Source organism: Elusimicrobiota bacterium (assembly GCA_026388095.1).
Taxonomy (GTDB): domain Bacteria; phylum Elusimicrobiota; class Elusimicrobia; order UBA1565; family UBA9628; genus UBA9628.
Window position 1 is genome coordinate 22,487 of record JAPLKL010000018.1, and the last position, 14,014, is coordinate 36,500.

A 14,014-nucleotide genomic window follows, 5' to 3' on the forward strand; every position below is an offset into this window, starting at 1 on the left:
TTGAACATTGAGCCAATCCCACCTATGGTCAATAGTAGTCCAGGAAGCAGAGTGACGGCCCATACTCCCTCGGCTTTGGCGAAACGGAATAAGATGGTTGCCGCCATAATAACGAGCCCAAACAAAAGGCTGTATAGCCCTAGGATGGTAGAGGCAAGTCTTCGAATCGATACAAGGATTCCTCTCTTGTTCGTCATGATACGCCTAACTATTGAGTGAGCTGGTCGGTAGAGCAAGAGCTTCCTCAAGCCCCTGTCGCAAATTCTACCTATCCCCCCTACCCCAAGCAATGGGAATCCGGCTCCGATGACAAGCTCTCACTGCAGCCCCGGTCCGCATATCGAGCCCGTCCCTTACCACCGACCCGCATCATGCCCTGACCGGATGCAGTTGCCCCCGCGCCGTGGAGATCAAATACAAGGCGTACTGATTGACGGAGACCCCTTCCTCGGCAGCCTCCTCCTTCAAGCTCCTCTGCAAGGCCTTCGGCAGGCGCAGGAGGAACCTGCCACCCAGCTCCTGCTGAGAAAGCGGCTTCGGGATCGCGAAACCGCTGTCTTTGCGCACTTGCAGGTGCAGCCGGATGGCCACATCGAGCTCCCGCAGAGCCTCGGCGGCCGTATCACCCAAGGCGGAACAGCCCATCAATTCCGGCGCGACGGCCACCCAGCAGCCGTCTTCCTCGCTGTGGAAGACCTTGCGCATATAGCCTTCGGTCTCAAGTCCCTTCTTTGGCCCTTTCGACATATCTCCCCCGCTCATCTCATCCGCAGGCCGTAGGCATCCACCAGCTCCAGGAACTGCAGGAGCTGATACGGCTTGGCCTCTCCGTCTCGCTCTTGCAGATTGAGGACCGCTCCGCAAGGATGTTTGTAGACGCAGTGGCTGCCGTGCTGCCTGTCGAATCCGAAGCCGTGGGCCTCCGCCAGCCGGATAAAATCCCGGAAGCGGACATTATGCCGCTCGGTCCGGATCCGACGCAGGAGCTCTTCAGGCTTCATCATATAATATCGCCCGCAATATCATTTGTCAAGGGGGCCAAGAGCCCTCACTAAACATACGAGATGCGGGCGAAAAAGTTCCTTCCGACCGAAGCGCCCGTCTATGGTAGGAGACGTCTCGGGCCCGGTCTAGGCCAGCCCCAGCCTCACCAGCTTCTGCGCCAGCCGGTACACATCGCCGCGGTCGCCCTCCCGCCGCAGCCCCACGGCCACCGCAGTCACCGTCACCACGGCCTTGTCCACCCGGTAGATGACGCGGAACCTCTGCCCCGCCGCCCTCAGACTGCGCAGGCCCGCCAACTCCCCGGCCAAAGCCTTGCCCTGCTTTTCCGGCTCCAGCGCCAGCCCGTCTATGCGCTTGGCGATCAGAGCCCGCACCCGCGCGTCAGCCACCCCCCTCAGCATATCCAGGGCCGTCGGCGTGATCGCGATCCGGTAGGTCAAAGGCCCAACCCCTTCTTGGCCTTCTCCCAAGGGATGGCCTTGCCCTGGCGCAGTTCCCTGAGACTCTTGCGCAGGAGCTCCGCCTGCCCAGGGTCCGAGAGCACTTCCATGGTCTCCATCAGGGCCTCGTAGAGCTCGAAAGGCAGGATGGCCAGGACCGGCTTGCCCCGCAGGGTCACTTCCACCCCTTCGCCGTGCTTCACTCCCAGATCGCGGGCCAAAGACAACAGCTGCGCCCGGGCCTCGGTCACGCTCAAGGTCGTCATGGCATTCTCCTGTACATACGACTGAACACTATAGTGTACAGTCATATGCACAGTCTGTCAACGGCCTGGGAATTTCGGCCCACACTACACATATGAGGAGCGGCCGGAAAAGTTCCACGGAGGGTCCTGGAGGCTCGATCTGACGGCCAGCGGCGCGAGGCCGCGCTATTGGCGGGAGAGTTCCTGGTCGATCTTCGGCCAGAACATGCCGGAGAGCCGGTCGGCGCCGAAGTGGATCATCAAGGTCCCCGAATCCATACCCCCCGTGATCGTATACTTCTCCCCGGCCTCCCTGTTCTTCATGACCAGCGCCAAGTTGCGCTCGATGCCCTGGTCGGCTTTTCCCGGGAACCTGCCGAAGTCCATGGCGGACCTGAGCAGCGCCGCGTCGTAGATGGAGAATGAGGCCTTGCCCACTCTGCCAACGTGCGCGAACGGATGGTTCTGAGGCTTATCGTCCCGGATCTCCACCTTCGTGGGCTTTTCCAGGTCGTAGAACAGGGTCTCATAGGATCGCGTGATGGCGACGACGTGGCCGGCGATGACCCGGAGCTCATCGGGCGCCTCGCCAAGAGGGATATCCGGCGACATCGGCATGGGCATATTGCGTGAAGCGAGGATCTCCTTGGGGAAGACCCAGACATGCCAGAAGCCCAGCGGCGGCGGCCCGCTCCTGCCGTAGGTCCAGATCGTGATCTCCTGCTCTTTGAGAGCCGGATTCAGGTCCGCGGTGACCGGATCCAGGATGTACCCGGCGCTGCGCAGCGTTTGGATGATGAAGCCGGCCACATCGGTCCCGGGCGCGGACGCGCCCACGCCGGGGACCTGGCCCACGCTCGATTCGCCGACCGCCACATCCGCCGCGCCGGCCACAGCCTTGCCCCGGACCTCCGGGACAGCCGCCGCATCGCTCTTCAGGATAGCCTTGAGGTCATAGTCGTTGACCTCCCGCGGCGCGTCGCGCAGGGTCTGCCGCTCGCTCGCAGACAGGACCGGCCGGGACTGCTGGCGTCCCAGCCAGATGGTCGTGCCTGCGATCGCCAACAGGATGAGGCCCAGAGGGGTGAGCAGCCTTCTCATCGGGATAGCCTCCCTACACGAACATGGCGTCGGGGTATAGTGGGTCCTGCGATATCAACTGAGGATACCCCCTCATCCCCAGCCTGTCAAGAGGAAGCGTCTTCTCCCCGCTCAGAGCACCTTAAAGACGAAGCCCTCGCCGTCCTCGTCCAGGATCTTGTAGCGCCGGTCGCGTCCCACCAGCTCACGGAAGGCCCCCGACCTTTGCGAGCACAGCCCGAAGCGCGCCTGGAACCGCTCCCGGAACGCCCGGTGGATCTCGTCCGGCGGCAAGGTCACGTTGGCCGCGCCGTGCCAGAGCCTCCAGAGCGCCGGGTCCCAGGAGTACATGAACACCGGGTCCAGCATCACGAAGTAGCGGTGCTGGTCGTTGAAGTACAGCAGCTCGGGCGGCTCGTCCCAATCGCAGGTGTAGATCACTTCCCCCGCGGGAGCCTGGGCCGCCAGCGTGCGCGCCAGCCGCTCGAACTGCGGCGGCTTGACGCGGGACATCTGGCCGCGCACCGACAGCACCCACGAGCCGCTGGCCGCCGCCACCATCACCAGCCAGACCGCCAGCAGCGCCCGGGCCGCGCCGCGCTGCGGCGGCAGCAAGGACCGCGGCGAGCCGCCCGGGAACACGTCGCTGAACGCGAAAGCGCAGAACAGCGTGGACACCGGCAGGGAGTACTCGATGAAGCGCTTGGAGACCAATGTCAGGAAGACCAAGGTCACCGTGATCGGGAACAGAACGCGCGTGCGCTCCGAGAGCGGCGGACGCAGGTGCATGAACGCGAACAGAACGGCCAGCAGATGCAGGATGAGCGGCCCGTGCGCCGAGAGCAGCTGCAGCGTGTCCATCGGGCGGATCTCGCCGCCCTGCGACAGCGCGACCTGATGCGTCACCGAGTAGAACATGCTGACCAGGTTCTGCACGTAGAAGAACCGGATGTCCTTCGGGAAATACGGGTGCAGCACCATGGCCAGCGCGTAGGCCCCCAGCCCGAGCAGGAAGATGCGGTGCTCGCTGCGCCGCTCCATGGCCTTCAGATAGGCGGCGCGCAGGGCCGCGAAGACCACGGGCAGGAAAGCCGCCACGTAGGCGAACGGGTACAGGAAGCAGAGCGCGGCGAAAGGCTTCTTCCGGTCGTTGAGCAGGAAATGCAGGCTCCACAGCAGCAGAGTGATGGAGAGCACCTGGGGACGCACGTCCAGCAAGCGCCACCAGAAGAAGCTCCCGCCCATCAGGAGCAGCCAGAACCAATAGATCCGGTTCGGGACGCGGTTGAGCGTGAGGATCATGAAGAAGCTGGTCAGCGCCAGCGCGGAGAAGAGCACGCCCGCGATCTTGCCTCCCAAAGCCAAGCCGCCGAAGGTGAACGGGATGAGCAGAAGATGGTAGAGCAAAGAGCCGTCGCTGAAGCCCTCCCGCCAGAGGCTGAAGTGCGCCCAGGGGAAGCCCTTCAGGAAAAGCCCGTGCTGGCGCATCAGGGCTGAAAGCTTGATGTGGTAGTAGCAGTCCGGCTCGGGCAGGTACGGGGTCTGGAACTGGAACCAGGCACAGACCGCGCAGCAGAACAGGAAGACGGCCAGCGCCTGCGGCCAGAGCCGGGCTGGTTTCATCCCGGCTTGCCGAAGAACTGCGCCAAGCCGGTCAGCAGCATCTGCACCGCGATGGTGGTCAGGATCATGCCCATGAGGCGCTGGATGGCGGTCACGCCCCGCTCGCCCAGGAGCCTGCAGATGGCCGCGGCGTTGGAGAGGATGGCCAGCGAGCCGGCCCAGGCCACGACCATCGCCACGGACAGCTTCCAGAAGCCCACATCGCTCTTGGAGGCCAGGATGAGCACCGTGGTCATGGCCGAAGGCCCCACGATGAGCGGAGTCGCCAGGGGCACGAAGAAGGGCTCCCCCGAGGGCATCTCCCCGAACATCCCCTCACCGCTGGCCGGGAAGATCATGCGCACCGAGATCAGGAAGAGCACGATGCCGCCGGAGATGCCCAAAGCCGGGTCCTGGATGCCCAGCAGGTTGAGGAAGAACTGCCCGAAGAGCAGGAAGAAGAACAGCAGGGCCAGAGCGAAGAGGTGCTCGCGCACCATGATGGGCCGCGCCCTCGCCTGCGGGATGCCCTTGAGCAGGCCCGCGATGAGCGGGAGGTTGCCCAAAGGGTCCATGACCAGGAAAAGGATGGAGATGCAGGACAGCAGGCTCATGTTATCTTTCATCCAGGGAACCTCTGACGACGACATTCTACATAGTCCGCGCCCCGATAAGCTATACTATCCACCCAGAAGCTCCTGGCCATGAAGAGAACGGCCTCCCGCCCCCGCCCCACCTACGCCCTGGTCTTCCGCTTCTGCGACCCCGCCGAGATGCAGTACATGCACGGCCACCGCATCAGCGCCGTGGTGCACCGGGACATCAGCAGGCGCTTCGGCCGCATCGCACGGCGCGTGCTCAGCCGCCACGCGCCCCTCGGCGCGCCCTTCACGCCTCTGCCCGGCGTCTGGGTGGCCCCCTTCCGCATGAGGACCTGGGCCGTGGGCTTCGACGTGGAGGACCAGATCTCGGCCATGACCGGGACCGGCATGGAGCTGGTGCGCGAGATGCTCGACGTGGAGCTCGGCCGCGCCTCGGCCATGCACGTGAGGTTCCGCTTCGGCGTGCTCTGCGACCCCTCCGGGGAGACCGCCCCTGAGCGCCTGCATGAGCGCCTCTCCGCCCTCGTCTCCGGGATGGACGCGGACCCGGCTGAGCCGGGCGTCTCGCTGGCGCGCTTGCGCGATATCATGCGCCGGGACCTCCTGGATTTCCACCTGCAGCCCATCGTGAGCCTGCACGACCTCAAGCCCGTGGGCTTCGAGGCTCTGGTCCGCGGCCCGGCCGGAGGGCCGGTGGAGCGGGCCGACAAGCTCTTCGCGGCCGCGGCCTACCATGGCCTGCAGCAAGAGCTGGAGCTTGCCTGCGTGGCCGGGGCGTGGAAGCAGGCCGCGAGCCTGCGCGCCCCCTACTGGCTCTCGGTCAACCTGGGGCCGGACCTCTTCCACGCCCCCGCCCTGCGGCGCCTGGTGCGCAGTCCGCGCGACCTGCGCCGGCGCGTCTTCGAGCTCACGGAGCATCTGCCCATCCGCTCGCCCCACAGGCTCAACGCCGCCGCCCACCCCCTGCGCCGCCGCGGCGCGCGCGTGGCCTTGGACGACGCGGGCTGCGGCTACCTCAACATGGGCATGGTGGAGGCGCTCTCTCCCCACATCGTCAAGCTCTGCATCACGGCCATCCGCCGCATCGAGGCCGGCGCCGCCCCGTTTCGCGCCATCAAGGACGTGGTGGGCCGCATCTATCGGGCCGAGGCGGCGCCCCTGGCCGAGGGCGTGGAGACCGCGGAGCAGCTCAAGGCCGTGCGCGGCTGCGGCTTCGAGCTGGCGCAAGGCTATCTCTTCGGCCGGCCCCGGCCGGCCCGCGAAGTGCTCTCCAACCTGGGCAGCTTCTAGGAAACGGGCCGCAGTGCTCCTGACCGGCTGAATACGCTATAATGCCCGGGATGAAACCCTTTCGAACGTCCACGTACGCCCGCGAGTTTATGAGGACTCTCGCCATCCTAGGACTGCTGGCTCTGCCGGCGCAGCGGTCCCAGGCCATCCCCCCTGTCACCTTCAACGTCTCCAACACCGCCGATTCGGGCGCAGGCAGCCTCCGGCAGGCGGTCATCGACTCCTATTCCGCGGGCCCCAACACCGTCTCTTGGACCACGGGCAGCGGCGGGACGATCTTCCTCCAAAGCGACCTCACGGCCATCCACACCAACACGACGCTCGACGTCAGCAACGCCCCCTCGGCCGTGACCATATCCAGCAAATCCGTCGAGATCAACGGCACGGTGACGTTGACCAACAACAGCCTACCCCAGGTCTGGACCATCAACACCCGCATCACCGGCACCGGCTCCATGATCAAGGACGGGACGGGCGAGCTCGACTTGAGCGGGGCCAATGACTACAGCGGCAACACCGTGCTCATCAAGGGCACCCTCGGGCTCAAGAACAGCACCGCCTTGGGCTCCGGGACGCTCCTCTACGACGGCGGGACCTTGCAGCTCGGAGCCGTCAACGCCGCCAACAACATCCAGCTGTCCGCGGGCGGGGTCTTCGACACCGCAGGCAGCAACGCAGCCCTCTCGGGCGTCATCAGCGAGACCGCAGCCTACTCTTTGACCAAAGCCGGCGCCGGGACCCTGTTCCTGACCGGAGCCAACACCTACAGCGGCGGGACCGTGATCAACGCGGGCACGCTCAACATCAACGCCGACGCCGCTTTGGGCAACGCTGCCGGCGGCATAAACTTCAACGGCGGCACCCTGCAGGCCGCGGCCGGCCTGACTTCGGCGCGCGTGCTCACGCTCAACGCGGGCGGCGGGACCTTCGACAGCAACGGCTTCGACTCGACCCTCTCCGGCGGCATCGCGGGAACGGGCAGCCTGACCAAGGCCGGAGCCGGGACCCTTTTCCTGACCGGGATCAACTCCTACAGCGGAGGCACCTTCATCAACGCGGGCACGCTCAATATCAACAGCGCCGCCGCCCTGGGCAGCGCGGGGGCAGCACTCGCCTTCAGCGGCGGGACCCTGCAGACCGCGGCAAGCGTGGTCTTGGGGAACCCCGGCACGCTCAACGCAGGAGGAGGCACGGTCGACACCAACGGCTTTAGCTCGGTGTTTTTGGGCGTCTTCGGCGGGACCGGCGGCCTGACCAAGGCCGGCGCCGGGATCCCCACGTTATCCGGGGTCAACACCTACACCGGCGGGACCACGATCAGCGGCGGGACCTTGGGCGTGGGCACGGACAGCAACCTGGGAGACCCCTCCGGCGCGCTCACCTTCAACGGCGGCACGCTCGCGCTCTCGGCCGACTTCGCCTCGGGGCGCAGTGTCTCGCTGTCCGGTAACGGGACCATCGACACCGGCGTGAAGAACTCGACCTTCACGGGCGTGATCAGCGGCGGCGGCGCGCTGACCAAGCTCGGCAGCGGCACCCTGTTTCTGGAAGACGCGAACTCCTACAGCGGCGGGACCGTCCTTAGCGCCGGCACCATCAACGTGAGCAGCGCCTCCGCGCTGGGCTCGGGCCAGCTGATCTTCAACGGGGCCGCCACCCTGCAGACCCTCCTCGGGATCACCTTCACCAGCAGCGTCACGCTCAACGCCGCCTCGAACTTCGACATGATGGGCAACACCACGACCATCTCGGGCGTCATCGGCGGGACGGGGAATCTGCTGCTGATCAGCAGCGGAACCTTGGCCCTGACCGGGGTCAACACCTACACCGGCGGGTCCTCGGTCAGCAACGCCGGGGTCCTCAGCATCAACAACGGCTCGGCGCTGGGCACCGGCGCGCTGGTCTTGGCCGGCGGGACCCTGCAGACCACCGCGCCGCTGACCTTCACCAACACCATCTACATGGGCGGCGCCGGGACCATCGACGCCTACGGCCAGGTCTCCACGTTCTCGGGCAGCATCTCCGACGGCCCCGGCGCCGGCCCGGGCTTGACCATCACCGACACTCTCGGGGGCGGGACCATCATTCTATCCGGAGCCAACACATACACCGGCGGCACCTACGTCAACGGGGGCACCCTTCGGCTCGGAGCCGACAACGCGGTTTCCACAGCCGGAGGACTCACGGTGAACTCCGGCGGGACCTTCGACATGTCCGGCTTCAACCAGGCCGTGGCCAGCTACGCCGGAGCCGGGACCCTCTCCATGACCCAGCCCTCCGGCCTGACCAACTTCCTGACGGTCAACGGGAATTCCGACCTCTCCGGCGGGACCTTGGTCGTGAAGCTCGCCCCGCAGCTCGTCGCCAACGGCGCCACCTTCCGCCCCGTCAGGGCCGCGTTTGTCACCGGCACCCTGCCCACGGTCGTCTCGCCCGCGGCGTTCTTGATGACCCCGACGTACGCCGGTGCCGACCTGAAGCTGACCGTCAGCTTCGTCCCCTTCTCCCACAGCGCGGTCAACCCCAACCAGACCGCCATAGGCGACAGCCTGGAGGCGCTGCGCACCAACCCCACCGGCGACGCGGCCACGGTGATCGGCGAGCTCTACACCCTCGACGCCGCGCAGCTGCGCGCGGCTCTCGACCAGATCGGCCCCATCTCGCTGGCCGCCATGGGCTCGCTGGGCCTGGCCGGCTCCGGAGTCCAGGGCGCGGCCCTGGGCCAGCGCCTCAACGCCCTGGCCGACGGCACCGCGCCCGACGGCGTCACCAACTACACGGTGAGCGGCCGCATGGACGTCCCCGGCGGCCCGCTGCTGGCCTACGCCGGCGACGACCTCAACTCGCTCGACCTGGGCGCGGCGCGCCAGGGCCCCGCATCGAACTCCCCTTGGGGGTTCTACGCCTCCGGGGTGGCGTCGACCGGCCGGCTCAGCGAGGCCACCAGCAGCTCGGGCCTGCAGCCCGGCTACGCCTTCAACACCGGCGGGCTCATGGCCGGCGGCGACTACCGCCTCAACCGGAACCTCGCCGTCGGCGGCTCGGCCGGCTATCTCCACGGCCACGCCTCGGTCTACGCGCCCGGCTCTGGAACGGTGGACAACAACAGCGCGCGCTACGGCGTCTACGCCACGAGCTACAACGAGACCGCCCGCGCCAGCCTCTACCTCGGCGGAGCGTCCGACTTCTTCTCCACGCGCCGGGGCATCCAGTTCGGGCAGATCTCGCGGGTCGCCACGGCCTCGCCGCAGGGCGCCGAGTTCAACCTGGCCGCCAGCGCGAGCTTCGACCTCAAGGCCAAGGCCTGGGGCCTGGGCACCTTCTCGCCGTTCGCGGGACTGGATTACAACCGCCTCATGATCGGCTCCTTCCAGGAGAGCGGGGCGGACACCCTGGACCTCAGCGTGGCGCCGCAGACGGCCCAGTCGCTGCAGTCCAGCCTGGGGCTACGCTACTCGGACCGGCTCCAGTGGGACTCCTGCACGGTGCTCCCCTACCTGAGCCTGGGCTGGCGGCACGAGTTCGAGGACCAGAGCCACCCGATCGAGGCGCAGCTGGCCTCGGGCGTGGGCAGCGTCTTCTCCGTGGCCACGGGCCGCTTCGCGCGCGACGGGACGCTGTTCGGCACGGGCTTCTCGCTGGACTGGGGCCGGGGACTCACGGCCAAGTTCGCCTATGCCGGCGATTTCCGGTCCCACTTCCAGGACAACAACTACGACGCCACGCTGCGCTACAAGTTCTAAGGGCGCAGCGCCCCCGCCGCCTGCGCTGCGACATACGGGCGTAACAGGCGCCTGCCACAATCCCAGCAAGGTACGCCGAGATGCAGCCCGGACGACAGCTGTGGGTGGTGTTCTTCTTGCTGGGCCTGCTGGCCCTTCTGCCCCGCCCGTCCGCCGCCCAGGACACCCTGAGCGAGCCCCAAGCCTCCGAGGCCTTCCTCTGGCCGCGCGCCCTGCGCAATTACGTGATGGCTCCCGTGGAAGACATCCGGGAATTGAGCCCCTTCGCAGGCGCCGGGGAAGAAGGCGGCGTCCCGCTGCCGCCGCGTTCCTTCCTGGGGAAGGCGCAACCCCCCGCCCCGAGCCGGCTCATCCTCTTCACGCGCCTGGCCGGGATGTTCATGGGCCGGGTCTCGCCCTTGTCCGTGGGCGGCTGGCGGCTCTGCTTCAAGCTCGACATCCTTTAGACCGGCCTGGGCCCGGGTGGGCGGCCCTGCGCTGGCGCCGCCAAGTGGTATAATCGCCAGATGGCCGGGATAAAGTCCCTCGACATCGTCAAGACGGTCTTCCAACGGCGCCTCCAGCATGCGGATATGGAGCGCATCCTGGCCGAGCTCTCCGCGGCCAGCCGCCAGGAGCTCGTCGCCAAGATGGGCACGCTGCTCGACCGCATCTCGGCGCTGGTCGAGGTCTACAACAAGGTCTCGGACACGCTGTCGCTGGACGTGATGCTGCCTCGGCTGATGGCCATCATCACCGAGGCCCTGCGCGCCGACCGCAGCACTTTGTTCCTCTACGACGCCGACACCCGTGAGCTGTACTCCCGCGTCGCCCAGGGCGACGCGGTCGGAGAGATCCGCTTCCCAGGCGCGCTGGGCATCGCCGGCGCGGTGTTCACCTCGGGCGAGGCCGTCCTGATCCCCGACGCCTACGCCGACCCGCGCTTCAACCAGGCGGTCGACCGCAAGACCGGCTACCGCACGCGCAACATCCTTTGCGCGCCGCTCAAGAACAAGGACAAGATCATCGGCGTCACCCAGGTGCTCAACAAGCGCGACGCCGGCTTCGACGAGGACGACCTGGCCCTGCTCGAGGCCCTGACCGCCAAAGCGGCCTCGGCCCTGGAGAACGCCCAGCTCTACGAGAGGGTCGAGAAAGCGCGCCAGGAGGAGGCCAAGCTCCTGGAGGTCACCAGCGCCATCGCCTCCGAGCTCAAGCTCGACACGCTGCTGGCCAAGATCATCCAGGTGACCACCGAGATGCTGGAGGCCGACCGCAGCACGCTCTTCGTCCATGACGCCAAGAGCGACGAGCTCTGGTCGCGCGTGGCCGAGGGCCTGGCCGCCAAGGAGATCCGCTTCCCGGCCGCCGCGGGCATCGCGGGCGCCAGCTTCTCCGCCGGCGAGGCCATCAACATCCCCGACGCCTACGCCGACCCGCGCTTCAACCAGGCGATCGACAAGAAGACCGGCTACCGCACCCGGACCATCCTCACCATGCCCGTGGTCAACAAGGCCGGGCGCAAGCTGGGCGTGATCCAGGTCTTGAACAAGAAGCAGGGGCCCTTCGCACCCTTGGACGAGCGCCGCCTGAAGGCCTTCGCGGCGCAGGCCGCCATCGCGCTCGAGAACGCCCAGCTCTTCGCCGATGTCTCCAACGAGCGCAACTACAACGAGTCGATCCTGAAGTCGCTCTCCAACGGCGTGATCACCCTGGACGCCGAGCGCGGCGTGGTCAAGGCCAACGACGCGGCCCTGCGCATCCTGCGCTGGAAGCGCGAGGACGTCCTGCGCCGCCCCTTCGCCGAGCTGTTCGCCGACCCCAAGAACCGCTGGCTGCTGGAGGCCCTGGAGAAGGTCGCCGCGGGCGGCCAGGTCGAGCTGGCCATGGACGCCGAGATCGCGGCCGGCGCGGAGACCGTCTCGGCCAACACCACCTTCGTGCCTTTGGTCGGCATCGAAGGCGAGTCGCTGGGCTCCATGCTGGTCATCGAGGACATCTCGGCCGAGAAGCGGGTCAAGAGCACGATGGCCCGCTACATGACCAAGGAGGTCGCCGACCGGCTCCTGGCGGGCGGCCAGGAGGCCCTGGGCGGCACCTCCCAGGTGGCCTCGGTGCTGTTCTCGGACATCCGCAGCTTCACCACCATCTCGGAGACCTTGGGCGCGCGCCGCACGGTCGGGATGCTCAACGAGTACTTCACCGAGATGATCGAGGTCATCTTCGGGCACAAGGGCATCCTGGACAAGTACATCGGCGACGCCATCATGGCCGTCTTCGGCGCGCCCTTCCAGACCCCGCAGGACGCGGACAACGCGGTGGCCGCGGCCAACGACATGATGCGCGCCCTGCGCCGCTTCAACGCCTCCCGGACCGCGTCCCGGGACATCGAGCTCGCCATCGGCGTGGGCATCGCGACCGGCGAGCTGGTCAGCGGCAACATCGGCTCGCTCAAGCGCATGGACTACACCGTCATCGGCGACACCGTCAACCTCGCCTCGCGCCTGGAAGGCGCGACCAAGCACTACGGGGTCAAGATCCTGCTCAGCGCGGAGACCGTCTCACACCTGAAGGGCGCTCACAAAGTGCGCGAGCTGGACCTCATCCGGGTCAAGGGCAAGAACCTCCCGGTGGCCATCTACGAGGCCCTCGACCACCACACGCCCGAGACTTTCCCGGAGATGGAGCGCGCGCTCGCGGCATTCCAGGAGGGCCTGGCCCATTACCGGCAGAGCCGCTGGCAGGAGGCGATCGCGGCCTTCACGGAGGCGCTGCGCGCCCGTCCCAAGGACGGGCCCTCCAGGCTCTATCTCGAGCGCTGCCAGCACTACAGCGCCGAGCCGCCCGAAGCCGGCTGGGACGGCGTGTACGTGATGAAGACCAAATAGGAGGGCTCCCGCCGGCTCAGGAGCCCTTCGCGCAGCGGAAGCCGATGTCCGCCCGGCCGCTCTCCGGTGCGGCCTTGTCGCGCCCGCTCGCGCTCAGGGACTCGACCGGGCTGTTGAAGGCGCCTCCGCGGATGACCTTGTCGTCGCCCTGTTCGGGGCCGGCCGGGTCCTGCGCCGGGCTGGTCTTGTAGTAATCCGGGGCATACCAGTCGGACACCCACTCCGCCGTGTTGCCGAAGAGATCGTAAAGGGAGCAGGGGCTCGGAGCCTTGGTCCCCACGGCATGGGTCTTCCCGCCCGAGTTGCCGCCATGCCAGGCCAGCCGGCCCAGCCCTTCCCGGTCCGTGCCCACGAGGATCTTGCCCGCCAGGCCGCAGCGGGCGGCCTTCTCCCACTCGGCCTCCGTGGGCAGGCGCCTGCCCAGATGCTCGCAAAAGGCCTTGGCCTCCGGCCAGGTGACCAGGGCCGCCGGATGCCGGGAAGTGCTGCCGGCGGGCTGGTCGGGGAAGGCCAGCTGGACCTCGCGGCAGTAGCGCCGGTACTCCTCCACCGTGACCTCCCGGGCGCCGATGGAGTAAGCGCGCAGGGAGACGGGATGGAGAGGATGATGATCGGAACCGACATCGAAGGAGCCCATCATGAACTCACCGGCGGGGATCTCGACCATGTCGGAGACGGCGGCGGTCGAAGCGCTGACGGGCTTGGCGGCGGCTGTGGAGCGCTGCCCGCCGCGCGCGAGGAGCTCCCGGGCGGACTTGATGCTCTTGGCGGCCTCCTGGAATTTCCCGGCCACCGTCTGCTTGCGGGCCTTCTCGTAGAGCGCCTTGGCCTGGATGATCTCCGGGGGGCAGCCTCTCGCGGCGCAGGCCCGCTCGGCCCCGGTCACCGCGGCCTCCAGCTCGTCGACGGTCTGATTGACGGAGAGGCCCTTCTCCAGGAACACGCGCAGCCCGACGAAGCCGGCGAGGCAGCCCGGGATGATCAGGCCGATGAGGAGGCCCCGGCGCAGGCCCCGCAGGACCCAGCGCAGGCCCAGCGGCTGCCCGCAGCGGCCGCAGACTTTGGCTTCGGCGTCGACCTGGAGGCCGCAGTTGCCGCAGAGACGGGCAGGATCGCTCAAGGCAGATGTCGCGGAGGAGA

12 protein-coding genes are annotated in these 14,014 nt (G+C 67.3%); 4 read left to right on the forward strand and 8 right to left on the reverse strand.

The features are described from left to right. Window positions 1-369: 369 nt before the first annotated feature. The 7 genes from NTY77_04835 to NTY77_04865 form a co-directional block, all read right to left on the reverse strand. Window positions 370-705, reverse strand: a complete 336-nt coding sequence (locus NTY77_04835) for a toxin-antitoxin system HicB family antitoxin (protein ID MCX5794800.1) — start codon at window positions 703-705, stop codon at window positions 370-372. 53 nt (window positions 706-758) lie between these two features. Beyond that, window positions 759-1,004, reverse strand: coding sequence for a type II toxin-antitoxin system HicA family toxin (locus tag NTY77_04840; GenBank protein ID MCX5794801.1), 246 nt, complete (start codon window positions 1,002-1,004; stop codon window positions 759-761). Window positions 1,005-1,130: 126 nt separating this feature from the next. Further along, on the reverse strand, window positions 1,131-1,445 hold the full coding sequence (locus NTY77_04845) for a type II toxin-antitoxin system RelE/ParE family toxin (GenBank protein MCX5794802.1): 315 nt from the start codon (window positions 1,443-1,445) through the stop codon (window positions 1,131-1,133). Beyond that, on the reverse strand, window positions 1,442-1,711 hold the full coding sequence (locus tag NTY77_04850) for a type II toxin-antitoxin system Phd/YefM family antitoxin (protein MCX5794803.1): 270 nt from the start codon (window positions 1,709-1,711) through the stop codon (window positions 1,442-1,444). The genes NTY77_04845 and NTY77_04850 overlap by 4 nt, the downstream gene beginning before the upstream one ends. A gap of 165 nt (window positions 1,712-1,876) precedes the next feature. Further along, the gene (locus NTY77_04855; GenBank protein ID MCX5794804.1) at window positions 1,877-2,791 is read right to left on the reverse strand and encodes a hypothetical protein; all 915 of its coding nucleotides are present in this window, start codon (window positions 2,789-2,791) and stop codon (window positions 1,877-1,879) included. Window positions 2,792-2,902: 111 nt separating this feature from the next. Further along, the gene (locus NTY77_04860) at window positions 2,903-4,393 is read right to left on the reverse strand and encodes a hypothetical protein (GenBank protein ID MCX5794805.1); all 1,491 of its coding nucleotides are present in this window, start codon (window positions 4,391-4,393) and stop codon (window positions 2,903-2,905) included. Further along, entirely contained in the window at window positions 4,390-4,998 is a 609-nt protein-coding gene (locus tag NTY77_04865) for an NAAT family transporter (GenBank protein MCX5794806.1), read from the reverse strand. Before NTY77_04865 ends, NTY77_04860 begins: the two co-directional genes overlap by 4 nt. Window positions 4,999-5,076: 78 nt before the next feature. Between NTY77_04865 and NTY77_04870 the strand changes: the two genes are divergently transcribed. From NTY77_04870 to NTY77_04885, 4 genes are all read left to right on the forward strand, one after another. Beyond that, entirely contained in the window at window positions 5,077-6,264 is a 1,188-nt protein-coding gene (locus NTY77_04870) for an EAL domain-containing protein (protein ID MCX5794807.1), read from the forward strand. A gap of 50 nt (window positions 6,265-6,314) precedes the next feature. Further along, window positions 6,315-10,007, forward strand: a complete 3,693-nt coding sequence (locus tag NTY77_04875) for an autotransporter domain-containing protein (protein ID MCX5794808.1) — start codon at window positions 6,315-6,317, stop codon at window positions 10,005-10,007. Between the two features lie 80 nt (window positions 10,008-10,087). Continuing rightward, window positions 10,088-10,453 (forward strand): hypothetical protein, encoded by a 366-nt coding sequence (locus NTY77_04880; GenBank protein MCX5794809.1) that lies wholly within the window; start codon window positions 10,088-10,090, stop codon window positions 10,451-10,453. 60 nt (window positions 10,454-10,513) lie between these two features. Continuing rightward, complete coding sequence (locus NTY77_04885) at window positions 10,514-12,874, forward strand: GAF domain-containing protein (GenBank protein MCX5794810.1); 2,361 nt, start codon at window positions 10,514-10,516, stop codon at window positions 12,872-12,874. Between the two features lie 16 nt (window positions 12,875-12,890). Here NTY77_04885 and NTY77_04890 read toward each other — a convergent pair whose 3' ends face one another. Beyond that, window positions 12,891-13,994, reverse strand: a complete 1,104-nt coding sequence (locus tag NTY77_04890; protein ID MCX5794811.1) for an SUMF1/EgtB/PvdO family nonheme iron enzyme — start codon at window positions 13,992-13,994, stop codon at window positions 12,891-12,893. Window positions 13,995-14,014 lie beyond the last annotated feature (20 nt).